This window comes from Bhargavaea sp. CC-171006 (assembly GCF_009761675.1).
Taxonomy (GTDB): Bacteria; Bacillota; Bacilli; order Bacillales_A; family Planococcaceae; genus Bhargavaea; species Bhargavaea changchunensis.
This window is the reverse complement of record NZ_QUZH01000014.1, coordinates 85,728-100,281: the sequence shown is the minus strand read 5'-3', so window position 1 is coordinate 100,281 and position 14,554 is coordinate 85,728. Positions and strand designations below refer to the sequence as shown.

The following is a 14,554-nucleotide window of genomic DNA, read 5'->3' as shown; positions in this document are numbered from 1 at the left end:
TTCGACATTTACCGGGAAATAAAGTCGGAAATTGTCCAGGAAAAGGTGTCTTTACACCTGTAAAGAAAGGCGGTATGATGAAGCCAATATCAACCGGGAGGCATGCATCATGGGAAAAGGAATGGTTCTGGGGACGATGATTCACGGAGCGGGGGAACGCCGGACGGACTGGAGGCACCCGGCGATTCCGTCCGATGCGAGTACCAGCTTTGATTTCTATAAGAAGCAGGCGCTCATTTCGGAGCGAGGGAAATTAGATTTCGTCTTTGTGGCGGATGCAATGTACATCACACCGCAGTCGGCTCCCCACTACCTGAACCGTTTTGAGCCGCTTACCATTTTGTCCGCGCTTGCCGCGGTTACGTCTAACATCGGCCTCGTCGCCACGCTTTCCTCCACATACAGTGAACCGTATGCCGCGGCCCGGCAGCTGGCCTCGCTCGACATGCTGAGCGGCGGGCGTGCAGGATGGAACGCCGTCACAAGCGGGCTTGGGGGTACTGCGCTGAATTTCGGCCACCGCCGGGACATGCACCCCGAGCATGGCATCCGTTACCGGATGGCCGCCGAGTTCACTGAGGTCGTACGGAAACTATGGGATTCGTGGGAAGACGATGCGTTCATCCGGGACAAGGACAGTGGTGTCTTCTTCGATCCCAAGAAGATGCATGAGGCGGAACATGACGGCGAGTTCTTTTCGGTCAAGGGCGCCCTCAATATCGCCAGATCCCCGCAGGGCCAGCCCGTCATCTTCCAGGCCGGGAAATCGGAGGACGGGCGCAGGTTTGCAACGGATACGGCGGAAGTCGTGTTTGCGATCGACGGGGAGATCGGCGCAGCCCGCGAATATTATATGGATATGAAAAAGCGGGCGGCCCGTACCGGACGAAATCCGGACGAATTGCTCGTCATCCAGGGCATCAGCCCGGTTGTCGCGGATACGGAGGAAGAAGCGTTTCGCATCCGCGAGGAACTCACGGCCACCGTTTCACTGGAGGAAGCGCTGGCAGATCTCGGCCGCCACTTCGACCACCATGACTTCACCCAATATGAACCGGACGCGCCGTTCCCGGATCTTGACGGCCTTGGCGCAAACGGATTCCGGAGCGACATTGAGCGGATCATTAAAGGAGCCCGCCGCGACGGACTGACCCTGAGGGAAGCGGCCATGCGTGAAGCTGCTCCAAAAACCCCGTTTATCGGCACACCGGAACATGTGGCCGGCCGGCTCGAAGAGTGGTACCGGACGGGGGCGGCAGACGGATTCATGCTGATCGCCAATCTGCCGAGCCTCCTCGAAAGCTTTGTGGAAGGTGTCGTCCCGCTCCTGAGGGAACGCGGCCTGTTCAGGGAAGTGTATGAAGGAACAACTTTGCGCGATCATCTCGGATTGCCATTCAGGGAAAACCGGTATGCACGGGCCGGGGAAGCCATCCTCGTCTGAGGCGGAGCGTTGCTGTACGTTTGGACTCCCTTTCTGTACTCTCGCGTCCCAAGCCCGGGAGTTGCCCCTCTCGGCCCATTTGCTATAATGAAACCAACCTCATACGAAATGTCCCCTAGGGTTCCGCGGTGCCGAGTGCGCTGGCCTGGTCCGAGAGGGGGCTCACGGCGATGTTGCCGTGCCACGGAAGGACAAAAGCCTGGGAGATGCTGTCGGATCAGCATACTCCCGGGCTTTTTTGTTTGGAGAGGGTGCTGAACCGGACAGGGTGAGGAAATCGCAAGAGGAGGATAACCGCATGAAAGACTGGTGGAAAATCGTCGTCGCGGCCGTCTTTGAAGTCGGCTGGGTGATCGGACTCAAGCACGCAGACAGCGGCGTGGAATGGGTCGGTACGGCGGTGGCGATCTACGTGAGCTTCCATCTGCTCATCGTTGCCGGACGCACACTCCCGGTCGGCACGGCCTACGCCGTATTTGTCGGGCTCGGAGCGGCAGGCACCGTCATCGCTGAAATCATATTTTTTGGCGTGCCGGTTAAACCCGCCAAGCTGATTCTGATCGCAGTCCTGCTTGCAGGCGTAATCGGCCTGAAATTCGTAACGGATGAGGGAGGGGAAAAAGAATGGCATGGCTCTCACTGATCGCCGCGGGTTTGTTTGAGACAGCCGGCGTCTTGACCATCAACCGGCTGAACCAGCAGCGCAACGCCCAGTCGCTCCTGTTGCTTCTCGGTGCGTTCGGCGCAAGCTTCATCCTGCTTGCCTACGCCATGGAATTCATCCCGATGTCCACCGCCTACGCGATCTGGACCGGCATCGGTGCTTCAGGAGGGGCTCTGGCAGGCATGTTCTTTTACGGGGAATCGAGAGACTGGAGGCGAGTGCTGTGCATCCTCGTCATTCTTGGTGCAGCGGTCGGCCTGAAGCTGGTGGAGTAGCATACGCCCTAACATTAGCATCAATCAACCTTAATATTAAGTGGCGATTCACCGCGCAACATGATAAATAGCCGGCGAGTACACGCAATCAGTGTGTTCGCCGGCTTTTCTTTCTTTTCTTCTGTTTCTTTGGTCCGGTAAATGTAATGTAGATGGTGAGCAGCAGACAGATGAGCAAGACGGCATGGAGACCGGTATGCAGGGTATTCGGCGTGATGCCGTTCATTTCGGGCAGGAACGAGTGGGTGCTGCCAAACATGATTCTGTAAGGCTCGGCCTTTTCCTCCGCGCCGACTCCAAAAAGGTAAGGAATCCACCATGCCATCAGCGCACCAGTAAAAATAAACCCCTGGTGGATGATGAGCCAGAGTCTGGCCCAAATCGGGTAACGCCTGCCGATGAACAGCCGGACAATAAAGATCAACAGTACAAACTGGCCGGCGTTGATGAGCGTCGAAGTCAGAATATCCGTGAATGAATGGACCTGAAACACCGAATCGACGTCATTCAGCGACCCCAGCGGGACCCAATCCTGGACGATCATAAATAGCAGAATGACATACAGCCCCAACAGAAGCCCACGCTCCGGAAGGCGGATTTTCCGCTTCATGGCCAGTCCTCCCTTCTGCTTGAGTGTATGAACGGGGGAGGGTTGGCATGTACACCATAATAAAAGCGTCCGCAAAATTGCGGACGCTTTTCATCAGAGCCCCGGCAGGATGCCGCTGAAAAGGCTCAGGATATAGACCATAGCAAGAGCGGTGAGTCCGGCAATGAAGCCGCCAAGTGACCAGGCCTGGATGGTCTGCGGAATGGTGAGTCCGCCGAATTTGTTGACGACCCAGAAACCGGAATCGTTCGGAAGGGAGAGACCGATTGCACCGGCACAGATGGCGAGGCCGAGGAGGATCGGCGATGCGCCAAGTTCCACAGCCATCGGACCCATGATCGATGAAGTCGTGACGAGCGCGACTGTCGCCGAACCGAGTGAAGCCCGGAGGATCTGCGCAAAGATAAATGCCAGGACGAGAACCGGGATGCTCCAACTCTGCATCGTTGCAATCAGGTGATCGCCGATGCCGCTCTGGTTGATGACTGCACCAAATGCGCCGCCGGCACCGGTGACGAGAATGATCATTCCGGCCGATTCAATGGCTTCATCATAAAGGTTCTTGTAAGGAACATTGATGTACGGTTTCAGGACGATGATCGCAACGATGACACTGATGAACAGCGCGACGTTCTTGTCCCCGATAAAGCCGAGGATGTTCGACAGCGTGGAACCTTCTTCAAGCCAGATCTGTGTGACTGTATTCAGGAGAATCAGCACAATCGGCAGGGCGAGCATGAAGAACGACAGCCCTGTGGAGATTTCCTTTTTGTAGGCAGCTGCTTCTTCCTGTACAAAGTCTTCCTCTTTGACGACCATGCCGGGAATCCGCTTGCCGATGAATGTTCCGTACAGATAACCGCCGACCAGTGCTGCCGGTATGGCACAGATGAGGCCGTACACGATGAACAGGCCAAGGTCGGAGCCTGTGTTTTCAGCGACGACCATCGGGCCTGGCGTCGGAGCGATCATGCTGTGCGAGACGATCAGACCGATGCCCAGTGCCGTGACAAAGGTGACAATCGAGATGCCGGTCCGGCGGGACAGGCTCCGCACGAGCCCGCTCAGAATGACGAACGCAGCATCAAAGAATACCGGAATCGAGACGGCGACACCCGTCAGCGACAGGCCTGCAGCCGAGCGCTTCACCCCGAACAGCTTCAGGACGGCACCGGCAATTTTTTCAATTGCTCCGGATGCCCCGAGGAACTGGCCGAAGATGACACCCAGGCCGATCAGGATGCCGACGCCGACCAACGTGTTCCCGAATCCTCCGGCCACAACTCCCGGTATGTCCGCAAGCGGGAATCCGAGTGCAAGCGCGGTGGCGAATGCGACAGCAATCAGAGAGATGAACGGATCGACTTTTAGTTTGAGGATCATGAAAAACAGGGCCGCAAGCGACAAGAGGAAGATGACAATTAGCAGATTGCCGGTGACCATACGGGTACCTTCTTTCTATTAGGACTCCAGTCGTTCAACGACTGTTTTTAGTGTATCGGCATCCCCGACATTTCCGGGGAAAATGATGTAAGGGATTTCGGGAAATACGCTTTCTCTTCCGGTTTTCCAGACAGGAACTCCGGGCGCTGCCTGGCCCATGACCTCGGCCTTTTCAACGCCGAGCCCCTTTGTGCCGACATCGCTCGACGTGATGCCGCCCTTTGCGATGACATAGGCCGGCTGAGGGTCGCAGTTCCGCACGAAAGTCGTGACCGCTTCAGAGATTTTCACGGACTGGGCAAGCTCTTCTTCCTGCCGGCCTTCACCTAGGTCAAGCCGCTCGCGTGAAGTGTAGACACAGACGGATGTACCTTCCGCGATGCTTGAGTTGACTGCTTCTTGGATGCGCGCAATCTCTTCCGCGAACTTTTCCTCATCTGCGACGAGTTTCACTTGGAATTCGATAAAGCGGATCGAGTCGAGCGTCTTTAACTGCTCCAGCTGCTCGGTCGTCTTTTTCACATGGGAGCCGACGATGATGAGGCCGCCATTGCCTTCGGAGCCTTCTGTCACGAGCTCTGCTTTTGTGAGGATCGGCTTGGACGGCACATCGCCGATCACTTTCGTAAAGGCGGCAGCCGTCCGGAAGATGAACCGCTTGTCCTGCCTGATGGCCCGGAGCAGGGCAATGGAGAACGCGCGGACATCTTCCTCGTCCACTGCATTCACGACCATCTTGCCGAACCTGTTCAGTGACATGAGCTTATCGGTGATCGAATCCAGATCGAGCGACCGAAGTTCATCAAGTGTGACGGACAGGACGCCATCTGCTTTAAATGCCCCGCCTGTCTTTTCTTCCACATAATCCTTCAGGTCACTGCTCTTGTATCCGAACATGCGATCCTTCGCGAATTCTGTTTCACCTGCCGGGACATAAGTGTCTCCGGTCTTTACATAGTGAACATCGCCGATCGTCTCGCGGCCGCCTTCCTTGAAGAACGGGAGCAGGATTTCTCCGTCGATGGCTTCCGGCAGATTTTGTTCCAGCGTGTTCCGCAACGTCTCGGTCTCCAGGGGATAATGGCCGCGAAGGGTGGAGTCGCCCCGGCTGATGATCAGGAATGGTTTGCCCGTCTCCTTTGAGACGCGGGCAATCCGTTCTGCGATATCCTGATGCACCTGCCTGGTCTGTTCCTCCGAAAACGCCCGGGAGTTCGTCAGGATAAACACCATCTGGCGCTCTTCCCCGAATACGGCACGGATCGTCTGCTCCGACCAGTCGGTGAAGACCGGTATGTTGTGGACGGTCTGAACGCCTGTCGGATCGTCGTCCAGGACGATAATCTTATGGTCAAACGCTGCCCGCTCCTCTTTCCAGAGCTGTTCAAGATCCGGTCCGTATGCCGGCAGCCGTTTTGTGATTTCGTTCGGTGTTGCCACTTTATTTCCCGCCTTTCGGCACTTCGTAGTTCGCAAGTTTTTCATAGTACTGGATCAGTCCGGAGTGATCGTCCGTCGCATGCCCGTTCGCTTTCAGCGAATGGAACATCTCCAGTACCTGTGAAGTGAGAGGCATCGGCGTGCCGAGGTCGCGCGCAGCGTTATAGACGTTGGTCAGATCCTTCAAGTTGATGTCGATCCGGCCGCCAGGCTCGAAGTTGCGCTCCAGCACCATCGGGATCTTCGCGTCGAGTACTGCACTGCCGGCGAGCCCGCCTTTGATCGCTTCATACATTTTGCCGATATCGACGCCAGCCTTGGAGGCAAGGACGACCGCCTCTGACATGGCCGCAATCGTCACGTTCACGAGAATCTGATTTGCAAGCTTTGTAGTGGATCCGCTGCCGGTGCCGCCGACATGCGTCACTTCCGAACCCATCGCTTCGAATACCGGACGTACTGCCTCAAAGGCCGTATCGTCTCCGCCTGCCATGATGGCAAGCGTGCCGTCGATCGCCTTCGGCTCTCCGCCGGAGACAGGAGCGTCGATAAAACGGACGCCGCGTTCCTTTAGCAGCTCAGCACATTCCACGGAATCCACTGGGGAGACGGAGCTCATGTCGACGACAATTGCGCCTTCATTTGCTGCTGAAGCCGCGCCGTTTTCTCCGAACAATACATCCTTTACAATCGCCGCGTTCGGCAGCATCGTGATGATGACGTCTGTACCGGTTGCCGCCTCGATAGGAGAAACGGCTTCCTCGGCGCCTGCATCCGCAAGCGTCTTCCGAGCATCGCTGCTCAGGTCAAAGGCCTTTACCTGGAAGCCCGCTTTTACAAGATTCAATGCCATGGGACGGCCCATAATACCGAGCCCGATAAATCCGATTTTCATATGAGTATAACCTCCTGGAGGGAAATCGATGAATTATGAGTCACAATTACTCTTGTAGTGTACTATAAGTTTTCTGTCTTGTATACAAAATTTAAGAAAGCGTATACAAGAAAATAATGTATGATAGTAAGAGACAAAGAAATAGAAAAGGGGGGCAAATGTCGATGAGAACCGGAGGCGCAGCACAGACACTTGCCTATGAAAAAATACGTGAACAGATCATCACAGGAGTTTATCCCGGCGGGACGAAACTGATCGAGGAGCGCCTGGCCGAAGAAATCGGTGTAAGCCGGACTCCAGTCAGGGAAGCGATCCGGCGCCTTGAGCAGGAAGGGCTTGTCCGCCGCAAGAAAGTCTTCAAGCCAAGCGCAAAAGAACTGCGTGATCACTTTAAGATGCGCATCCTCATCGAAGCCCACGCAGCACAGATGGCGGCAAAACATATGATGGACGAAAGCCTGGAAGAGTTGGAAGAAGCGGTCGAAAACGCCCGCGCTATCGTTGACGACTCCGCAGCCGTCGTCCGTGAAAACAAGCGGTTCCATGACCTGATTGTCGGGGAAACACGGAACCCGGTGATGATTGATACAGTCAACCGCATGCAATCAATCATCTACCTGTTCAGCCGTGCGGTGGTCATCAACAAACGTCCCGGCCTTCTCGATGAACACGCCGCGATTGTAGAGGCCATCGGGGAACGCAATCCCGAAAAAGCCGGCCGGCTGATGGAAGAGCATCTCGAGGCGGACCTGGAGTTTACATTGGCGATTGTCGACTGGGAGGAATGAGGGAGGAAGCTTTTCTTCATCCATTTTTGTAAATCCCCTCCAATCCAATTCCTCCATCCGGTATAATCAGTGGAAAAGGGGGGAGAGGGCATGGAAGCAACTGTTTCAGATACGGGAACCACGGCGAGGGAAGAAGAGCTGTTGGGTATATACGTCGGCCCCGAAAAGGCGGGTGTATATGAGCAGAAGTGGAAAAAAGAGCGGTTCTCATGGAATTGGGCTGCGTTTATCTTCGGACTTTTTTGGCTGGGCTACCGCAAGATGTACATTCCGCTTCTGGTCATCCTCGGCCTTTTCCTGCTGTTTGACGTGGTTGCCTATATGATGGGGGACTTTGAAGCGGGCTGGGATTACGGCATCGGACTTGTCGTCTCCATTGTCCTGGGGGTGGGCGGCAACCAGCTATACCGCCAGGATGCAGAGCGGAAAATCAGGAAGATCCAGACCCACTATAGGGCTGAGCACGTGGAGATGGCCGTAATGAAGAAAGGCGGAGCCGGCTTTATCAGTTTTCTGCTCGGTTTCCTGCTGTTCTTGGCATATGGCTTGGTTACAGGAGCCATAGCGGTTTTTATGGAATTCATGTATCTCTGAAAAGGGGGCTTCCCGGCTCTCTTTTTTTGTTATAGTGGAAAGCGTGAGTAGTGACACGCTTCGCCAAATTTCATAGCCTTTCGTCCTATTCATGTTTGAAACACAATATGTTAGGCTATATGAGCGTTAACAACACTATATATTGTAGTAACGATGGGTTGGTACCGATCGCGGTTTAAAAGGGAATCCGGAAAATGCCGGAGCTGTCCCCGCAACTGTGAGCGCCGACGACCGCCAAAGAAGCCACTGCAGCCATGCTGCGGGAAGGCCGGCGGGAGAAAGAAGCGCGAGCCAGTAGACCTGCCTGCCCATCGATGAGCGACACTTTCTTCGGGGGTTGAGAGGTGGAAGCGAACGGGCGCCGGCCATTCATATCTTTCATTTATCTCTTCATCCATCCCCGGCCCCGATCCTCCATTACCCACACGCAATCAGCGGAAGCCCCGCCGAAGAATGTTCTTCGGACGGGGCTTTTGCGCGTCTGAAAACCGCTTTCGCGCCGGCAGTGCACCAGTTCGCGACCGCAGCACTGGATTTCGCGCCGGCAAGTCGCCGGTTCGCGTCCGCAATACCGAATTTCGCGACGGCAACATAACATTTCGGGTTGCCATTACCACTAAGGAGGAATTTCCATGGTCACCACCAAACCGACAGATCAGCACGACTTCCTATCCGCGCTTGAACAGGAATTCACAACAGAAAGAATCGCTCCGCTCCGCCGCGCGGCAGAAGGCTACAGCGGCCCGTCCCTCCCGCAACACCTCATCCGTGAGGCGCTTGGCCGGGTGGATGAGGCGGAAACATACTGGACGGATGTTGCAGCACGCATTTTGCTCGCCCAACTGTACCGCGACCAACAGGAACGCCGCGGAATCGAAGAGGTTTACAGCGACTTCCCGAGGCATGTCAGAATGCAGGACGAAGCAGGTTTCTACGCCGCAGCGCTCACCGAACATTACACCGACAGCGAGTTGCGGGAAATCGGCACCTTCCTCGAACCGTCACGCGACCGGCTGTTCACATACACCGGTCTGAAGACGCTCACCGACCGCTACGTTGCGACCGATTTCAATAAAAAGCAGGTCGAGCTGCCTCAGGAACGCTGGCTCGTAATCGCCATGACCCTGATGAGAAACGAGACCGAAGATCGCCTCGGGAAAATCAGGGAAGCCTACTGGGCGCTCTCCAACCTCTACATGACTGTTGCGACTCCGACGCTTGCGAACGCCGGGAAGCCGCACGGCCAGCTGTCATCCTGCTTTATCGACACCGTCGATGATTCGCTTCAGGGCATCTATGACTCGAACACGGACATCGCGAATCTGTCCAAATACGGCGGCGGAATCGGCGTCTACATGGGGAAAGTCCGCTCACGCGGCGCCGCGATCCGGGGATTCAAGGGCGCATCATCCGGCGTCCTTCCGTGGATCAAGCAGCTCAACAACACCGCTGTCTCCGTCGACCAGCTCGGCCAGCGCCAAGGGGCCGTCGCTGTTTACCTCGATGTCTGGCATAAGGATATCCTCACGTTCCTTGACCTCAAGCTGAACAACGGCGACGAGCGCCTTCGCGCCCACGACATCTTCACCGGCGTCTGCCTGCCGGACCTCTTCATGGAACAGGTCGAGGCGCGCGGCGACTGGCACCTGTTCGACCCGCACGAGGTGCGCACCGTGATGGGCTGGTCGCTTGAAGACTATTACGATGAATCATTCGGTGGCGGCTCGTTCCGCGAGCGGTATGCCGACTGCGTCGCACACCCGGATATCCATTCCGAAAAGGTGCCCGCGATCGACATCATGAAGCGCATCATGCGCAGCCAGCTCGAGACGGGCGTGCCGTTCATGTTTTACCGGGACGAAGTCAACCGGATGAACCCAAACAAGCATGAGGGTATCATCTACTCGTCCAACCTGTGCTCGGAGATCGCGCAGAACATGAGCGCGACTAGCGCATCGCAGGAAGTGCTGGAAGACGGCGTGATTGTCAGCCGCCGGACACCTGGAGATTTCGTAGTCTGTAACCTGTCGTCCGTCAACCTCGGCAAAGCGGTTCCGGCAGGGGTGCTCGGCAGGCTGATCGACATCCAGGTCCGCATGCTTGATAACGTCATCGACCTGAATAAAATCCCCGTCCTGCAGGCGCAGGTGACGAACAGCCGCTACCGCGGCATCGGTCTCGGCACATTTGGCTGGCACCATCTGCTTGCGCAGGAAAACATCCAGTGGGAGTCGGAGGAGGCGGTTGAATTCGCCGACAAGCTATATGAAGACATCGCCTACCACACAATCCGTGCGTCAGCGAAATTGGCAGAGGAGAAAGGCGCATATCCACTGTGCTCCGGGTCGGACTGGCAGACCGGATTGTACTTTGAACGCCGCGGATATAAAGGCGGGCGCTGGGAGGATCTCCGGGAAGAAGTCAGACGGAACGGCGTCCGCAACGGCTATATGATGGCCGTCGCACCGAACTCCTCGACATCGGTCATCGCCGGTTCCACCGCATCGATCGATCCGGTCTTTAAGCCGTTTTATCACGAAGAGAAAAAGGACTATAAGCTCCCGGTCGTGGCGCCGGACCTCGATCACCGGACATACGATGTCTACCGCCGCTCCGCCTATATCGTCGACCAGCGCTGGAGCGTCCGGCAAAACGCCGCCCGCCAGCGCCACATTGACCAGTCGATCTCGTTCAACCTGTACGTCCCGAACACGATCCGTGCCAGCGTGCTGCTGGGCCTTCACCTGCAGGCATGGAAATCGGGCCTGAAGACGACCTACTATACCCGTTCCACCGCAAGTGACGTGGAAGAGTGTGAGTGGTGCCAGTCGTAATAATAATGACAGGCGAATGTTAAGCAAACCAACGCGAATGTTACACACCGGAACTGAATGTGAAGCAAACCATCAGTTGAAGGAGGGGCTGCCGATGAATTTCCTGATCGCCTACGCCACCTACAGCGGCAACACGAAAGAAGCGGCGGAGCTGATTGCCGATTTCCTCGAAGAAGCAGGCCATGCCGTCGGCTTCCACTGGATCGGCGGGGAGCCTGTGCCGGATGTTTCCCGGTATGATGCGCTAATATTAGGCTCATTCACCTGGGCTGAGGGCAGCGTTCCAGAGGAAGTGAAGGATTTTATCCTGGACGTCGGCTACAAGCCTGCGAATACATTCATCTTCGGCACCGGTGACACCCAGTTTGGAGGCGATGCGCTCTTCTGCAGAGCCTCTGTCAAACTGGCCCGCTTTTACGAATCCCCGTTGCCTCCGCTCAAGATCGAACAGAGCCCCCGCGGCGGGCAGGAGGAGGCCGTGCGGAAATGGGCCATTCGAGTTGCGGAGCGGCTGGGTGCCGGCGCGGAAAGCCAGGTTTCCTATTGAGAGCTTGCTCGACCTGAATCACCCTGACATTAGAAAGGAGCCAACAACCATGACAACACAATCCACCGGCTTACTCACCCGCGTGAAGGTGCTGGACCCGGTCAATCCGAACCGGGCGACGGCGATCTTCGGCGGTGAGGCGAGCGGCATTTTGAACTGGAACGACCTGAAATATCCGCACTTTTACAAGCTCCGCCAGCGGATCCGCTCCCTGTTCTGGACGGCCAATGAGGTCGATCTGACACAGGACGTGAAGCAGTTTCCGAACCTATCCCAGGCCGAGCAGGAGGCGTTCCTGAAAATCATCGGCCTGCTGGCTACGCTGGATGGGCCGCAGACGGACGTTGCCGCCAGGCTCGCCCAATACGTGGCGGACCCTTCCGTCAAATCCCTTTTCGCGACGATCGCCGATCAGGAAAGCGAGCACAATCACAGCTATGCGTATGTCCTCAGCTCTGTCACGACATTCGACAACCAGGTGAAATCATTCGAGACCGGGCGGCACGATCCGGTCCTCCTGAAGCGGAACGAGCGGATTGCCGAAGTCTACAATGATTTCGCAACCCATCCGACCACCGAAAATGCGCTCAAGGCGATGGTGTACACGACACTTCTGGAAGGCCTGTTCTTTTATTCCGGCTTTGCGTTCTTCTATAATCTCGCGCGCAACGGAAAGATGGTCGGGACGTCGACGATGATCAGCTACATCAACCGCGATGAGCTCGAACACGGAAAAGCGATGAGTGATGTGTTCCGTGCGGCGATGGGAGAGAATCCAAATCTGAACACGCCGGAATTCACCGATTGGATCTATGATGCGTACCGCCATTCGGTCGGGCAGGAAACTCAGTGGAGCCGGTACGTGCTGGACGGTGTGGATGGCATCGACCCCGAGGAGATGGAAGGCTACATAAAATACCGGGCGAATAAAATGTTGAGGATGCTCGGACTATCAGAAATTTATCCGGAACATACGGACAATCCGATGAAGTGGATCCGTGCTTATGTCGACAGTTTCGATGATACAAAAACGGATTTTTTCGAGCAGACTTCCAGGCAATATACGAAGACGAGCGACCTCAACGGCTTCGACGACCTGTAATCCCTTTAAATCAAACCAAATTTCTACAGAAAAAAAGCATTTTCCTCCTATAACTATGGACAATCCACATCATAAATTTGTTATAATTGCGTCAATGATAATTTGGTCAAGGGGGAGAACTGCATGGCGGCTAACGTGATTGAAGACAAAGAAGCCAAACCACAAAAAACTTTTGAGGAAAGGCTCCGGGCGGTGAGTGAAGTCCTTGAAAAGAAGCGGAAAAAGGGAGCGGTCGCCCGTGAATTCGGCGTCCACCCAAATACGCTTAAAAACTGGCTAGATGCCTACGAGGAATCCGGCGAGGAGGGCCTCATCCCGAAAAAACGCGGCCGCCAGCCAAAATCCCCGGGTATCGACCCGAACCGCCGACTCCGCGACCTGGAGCGCGAAGTGCGCCGGCTGCGCGAGGAAAATGAAATCCTGAAAAAATTCACGTCCATGGTCGACATCAAAAAGACCGAGCGCTTCGATGCGATCCACGAGATGAAGGATGAGCACAAGGTGCGCCGGCTCTGCCTGACGCTTGATGTGTCAGAGAGCGGCTACTACAACTACGTGAACCGGCCGGAAAACAAGCTGTCCGAACGCGACCGCGAGGATATCGCCCTGATCCGCCACCTGATGGAACAGGAAGATGTGCTTGATCCGGACTGGATTCTGCTTGAATTGAGAAAGGCTGGCCGTACGATCAACCGCCGCCGGCTTCTCCGCCTCCTCGACCAGATTGATGAAGTTGAGGTGCTGGAGATCGAAGAAGATGATCGCTGCGAAGAAAAGGAAGCCGTAGCGGCCAAATAATCCATCATCAAAACCGCCGGAATCCAGTTTCCGGCGGTTTTTCACAGTGGGATATGAAAGGGGATGCGGGGAATGAAAAAGATCTTTATCACAAGGAAGCTGCCCGAAGAGGCAGTCTCCGGTCTTCGAGAAGCATTTGAAGTGGATATGTGGCCGAGCGAGGACGATGTCCCTCCGAAAGAGGTGCTGATTAAAAAGGCGAAGACCGTCCATGCGCTCTGGACGAATGTGGGCGACACCGTCGACCGGGATGTGATTCATGCAGGGGAAACGCTCCAAGTGATCGCAAATCTTGCTGTTGGGTACAATAATATCGACCTCGAGGCAGCCAAGGAGCGGGGCATCATCGTCACGAACACGCCGGGCGTCCTGACGGAAACCACTGCCGACCTGGCGTTCACACTCATGCTAGCCGCCGCACGGCAAACCGGTCAGGCAGAGCGGTTCCTCCGCGAGGGAAAGTGGACTTCCTGGTCTCCGATGGGCTTCACCGGCATGGACATTTTCGGTGCCACACTCGGCATCGTCGGGATGGGACGCATCGGAGAAGGGGTCGCGCGCCGCGCCGCCGGCTTTGACATGGATGTTCTTTACCATAACCGCACGCGCAAAGTGGAGGCCGAGTCGATGTTCGGCTTCCGGTATGAAGAGCTGGACGAACTCCTGAAGAAATCCGATTTCGTCGTCATTCTCACACCGCTCACCGAGGAAACCCGGGGCATGATCGGCGAACGCGAACTCGGTCTCATGAAGGAAACCGCCGTCCTCGTCAACGCTGCACGCGGCGGCATCGTCGACGAAGACGCCTTGTATGAAGCCCTGAAAAACGGCGACATCTGGGCTGCCGGACTTGACGTCTTTGAAGGTGAACCAATCGGTTCCGACCACAAGCTCCTCACCCTGCCGAACGTGACGGCACTTCCTCACATCGGCAGCGCCAGTGTCAAAACGCGCCTCGCCATGATGCGCATGAACGCGGAAGACATTGAAGCGGTCTTGTCGGGTCGAAATCCTGAAAATTGGGTGGTGTGAGTATGAACAAACTTCTGGCGATAGTCCTGGTTACACTGGCAGGAGTCCTGTTAAAGCCGAGAAAGGTGAGATCTGAGCAGACCGAAAC

Annotated in this window: 14 protein-coding genes and 2 riboswitches; of the genes, 10 read left to right on the top strand and 4 right to left on the bottom strand. The window is 55.9% G+C overall.

The annotated features are described in order from the left end of the window. The first annotated feature begins 109 nt into the window (after positions 1–109). The 3 genes from DZC51_RS06445 to DZC51_RS06435 all read left to right on the top strand — a co-directional run bounded on the left by DZC51_RS06445 (position 110) and on the right by DZC51_RS06435 (position 2,383). Positions 110–1,444, top strand: a complete 1,335-nt coding sequence (locus DZC51_RS06445; protein WP_157294557.1) for an LLM class flavin-dependent oxidoreductase — start codon at positions 110–112, stop codon at positions 1,442–1,444. A 104-nt stretch (positions 1,445–1,548) separates the two neighbouring features. Beyond that, a riboswitch (guanidine-I (ykkC/yxkD leader) is annotated at positions 1,549–1,652 on the top strand. A 90-nt stretch (positions 1,653–1,742) separates the two neighbouring features. Continuing rightward, positions 1,743–2,087: a DMT family transporter gene (locus DZC51_RS06440; protein WP_157294556.1), complete on the top strand. Its 345-nt coding sequence runs from the start codon at positions 1,743–1,745 to the stop codon at positions 2,085–2,087. Beyond that, complete coding sequence (locus DZC51_RS06435; RefSeq protein ID WP_157294555.1) at positions 2,069–2,383, top strand: DMT family transporter; 315 nt, start codon at positions 2,069–2,071, stop codon at positions 2,381–2,383. Before DZC51_RS06440 ends, DZC51_RS06435 begins: the two co-directional genes overlap by 19 nt. 88 nt (positions 2,384–2,471) lie before the next feature. Here the strand turns inward: DZC51_RS06435 and DZC51_RS06430 are convergent, their stop codons facing one another. The 4 genes from DZC51_RS06430 to garR form a co-directional block, all read right to left on the bottom strand. Further along, positions 2,472–2,993 (bottom strand): hypothetical protein, encoded by a 522-nt coding sequence (locus DZC51_RS06430; RefSeq protein ID WP_157294554.1) that lies wholly within the window; start codon positions 2,991–2,993, stop codon positions 2,472–2,474. A 93-nt stretch (positions 2,994–3,086) separates the two neighbouring features. Then, positions 3,087–4,436: a GntP family permease gene (locus DZC51_RS06425; RefSeq protein ID WP_157294553.1), complete on the bottom strand. Its 1,350-nt coding sequence runs from the start codon at positions 4,434–4,436 to the stop codon at positions 3,087–3,089. An 18-nt stretch (positions 4,437–4,454) separates the two neighbouring features. After that, positions 4,455–5,876, bottom strand: a complete 1,422-nt coding sequence (locus DZC51_RS06420; protein WP_157294552.1) for a four-carbon acid sugar kinase family protein — start codon at positions 5,874–5,876, stop codon at positions 4,455–4,457. A 1-nt stretch (position 5,877) separates the two neighbouring features. Continuing rightward, on the bottom strand, positions 5,878–6,771 hold the full coding sequence (garR, locus tag DZC51_RS06415; protein ID WP_157294551.1) for a 2-hydroxy-3-oxopropionate reductase: 894 nt from the start codon (positions 6,769–6,771) through the stop codon (positions 5,878–5,880). A 164-nt stretch (positions 6,772–6,935) separates the two neighbouring features. On the opposite strand from garR, the gene DZC51_RS06410 reads away from it, so the two are divergent. The 7 genes from DZC51_RS06410 (at position 6,936) to DZC51_RS06380 (ending at position 14,466) form a co-directional block, all read left to right on the top strand. Next, positions 6,936–7,559, top strand: a complete 624-nt coding sequence (locus tag DZC51_RS06410; protein WP_157294550.1) for a GntR family transcriptional regulator — start codon at positions 6,936–6,938, stop codon at positions 7,557–7,559. Between the two features lie 90 nt (positions 7,560–7,649). Beyond that, on the top strand, positions 7,650–8,153 hold the full coding sequence (locus DZC51_RS06405) for a DUF2628 domain-containing protein (RefSeq protein ID WP_157294549.1): 504 nt from the start codon (positions 7,650–7,652) through the stop codon (positions 8,151–8,153). A 142-nt stretch (positions 8,154–8,295) separates the two neighbouring features. Then, a riboswitch (cobalamin riboswitch) is annotated at positions 8,296–8,475 on the top strand. Positions 8,476–8,785: 310 nt separating this feature from the next. Further along, the gene (locus DZC51_RS06400) at positions 8,786–10,987 is read left to right on the top strand and encodes a ribonucleoside-diphosphate reductase subunit alpha (RefSeq protein WP_157294548.1); all 2,202 of its coding nucleotides are present in this window, start codon (positions 8,786–8,788) and stop codon (positions 10,985–10,987) included. 94 nt (positions 10,988–11,081) lie between these two features. Further along, complete coding sequence (locus DZC51_RS06395; RefSeq protein ID WP_157294547.1) at positions 11,082–11,534, top strand: flavodoxin; 453 nt, start codon at positions 11,082–11,084, stop codon at positions 11,532–11,534. A 49-nt stretch (positions 11,535–11,583) separates the two neighbouring features. Beyond that, positions 11,584–12,636 (top strand): ribonucleotide-diphosphate reductase subunit beta, encoded by a 1,053-nt coding sequence (locus DZC51_RS06390; protein ID WP_157294546.1) that lies wholly within the window; start codon positions 11,584–11,586, stop codon positions 12,634–12,636. A 123-nt stretch (positions 12,637–12,759) separates the two neighbouring features. Next, positions 12,760–13,434, top strand: coding sequence for a transposase (locus DZC51_RS06385; RefSeq protein ID WP_157294545.1), 675 nt, complete (start codon positions 12,760–12,762; stop codon positions 13,432–13,434). A gap of 72 nt (positions 13,435–13,506) precedes the next feature. Then, the gene (locus DZC51_RS06380) at positions 13,507–14,466 is read left to right on the top strand and encodes a 2-hydroxyacid dehydrogenase (protein WP_157294544.1); all 960 of its coding nucleotides are present in this window, start codon (positions 13,507–13,509) and stop codon (positions 14,464–14,466) included. The last annotated feature ends 88 nt before the right edge of the window (positions 14,467–14,554 follow it).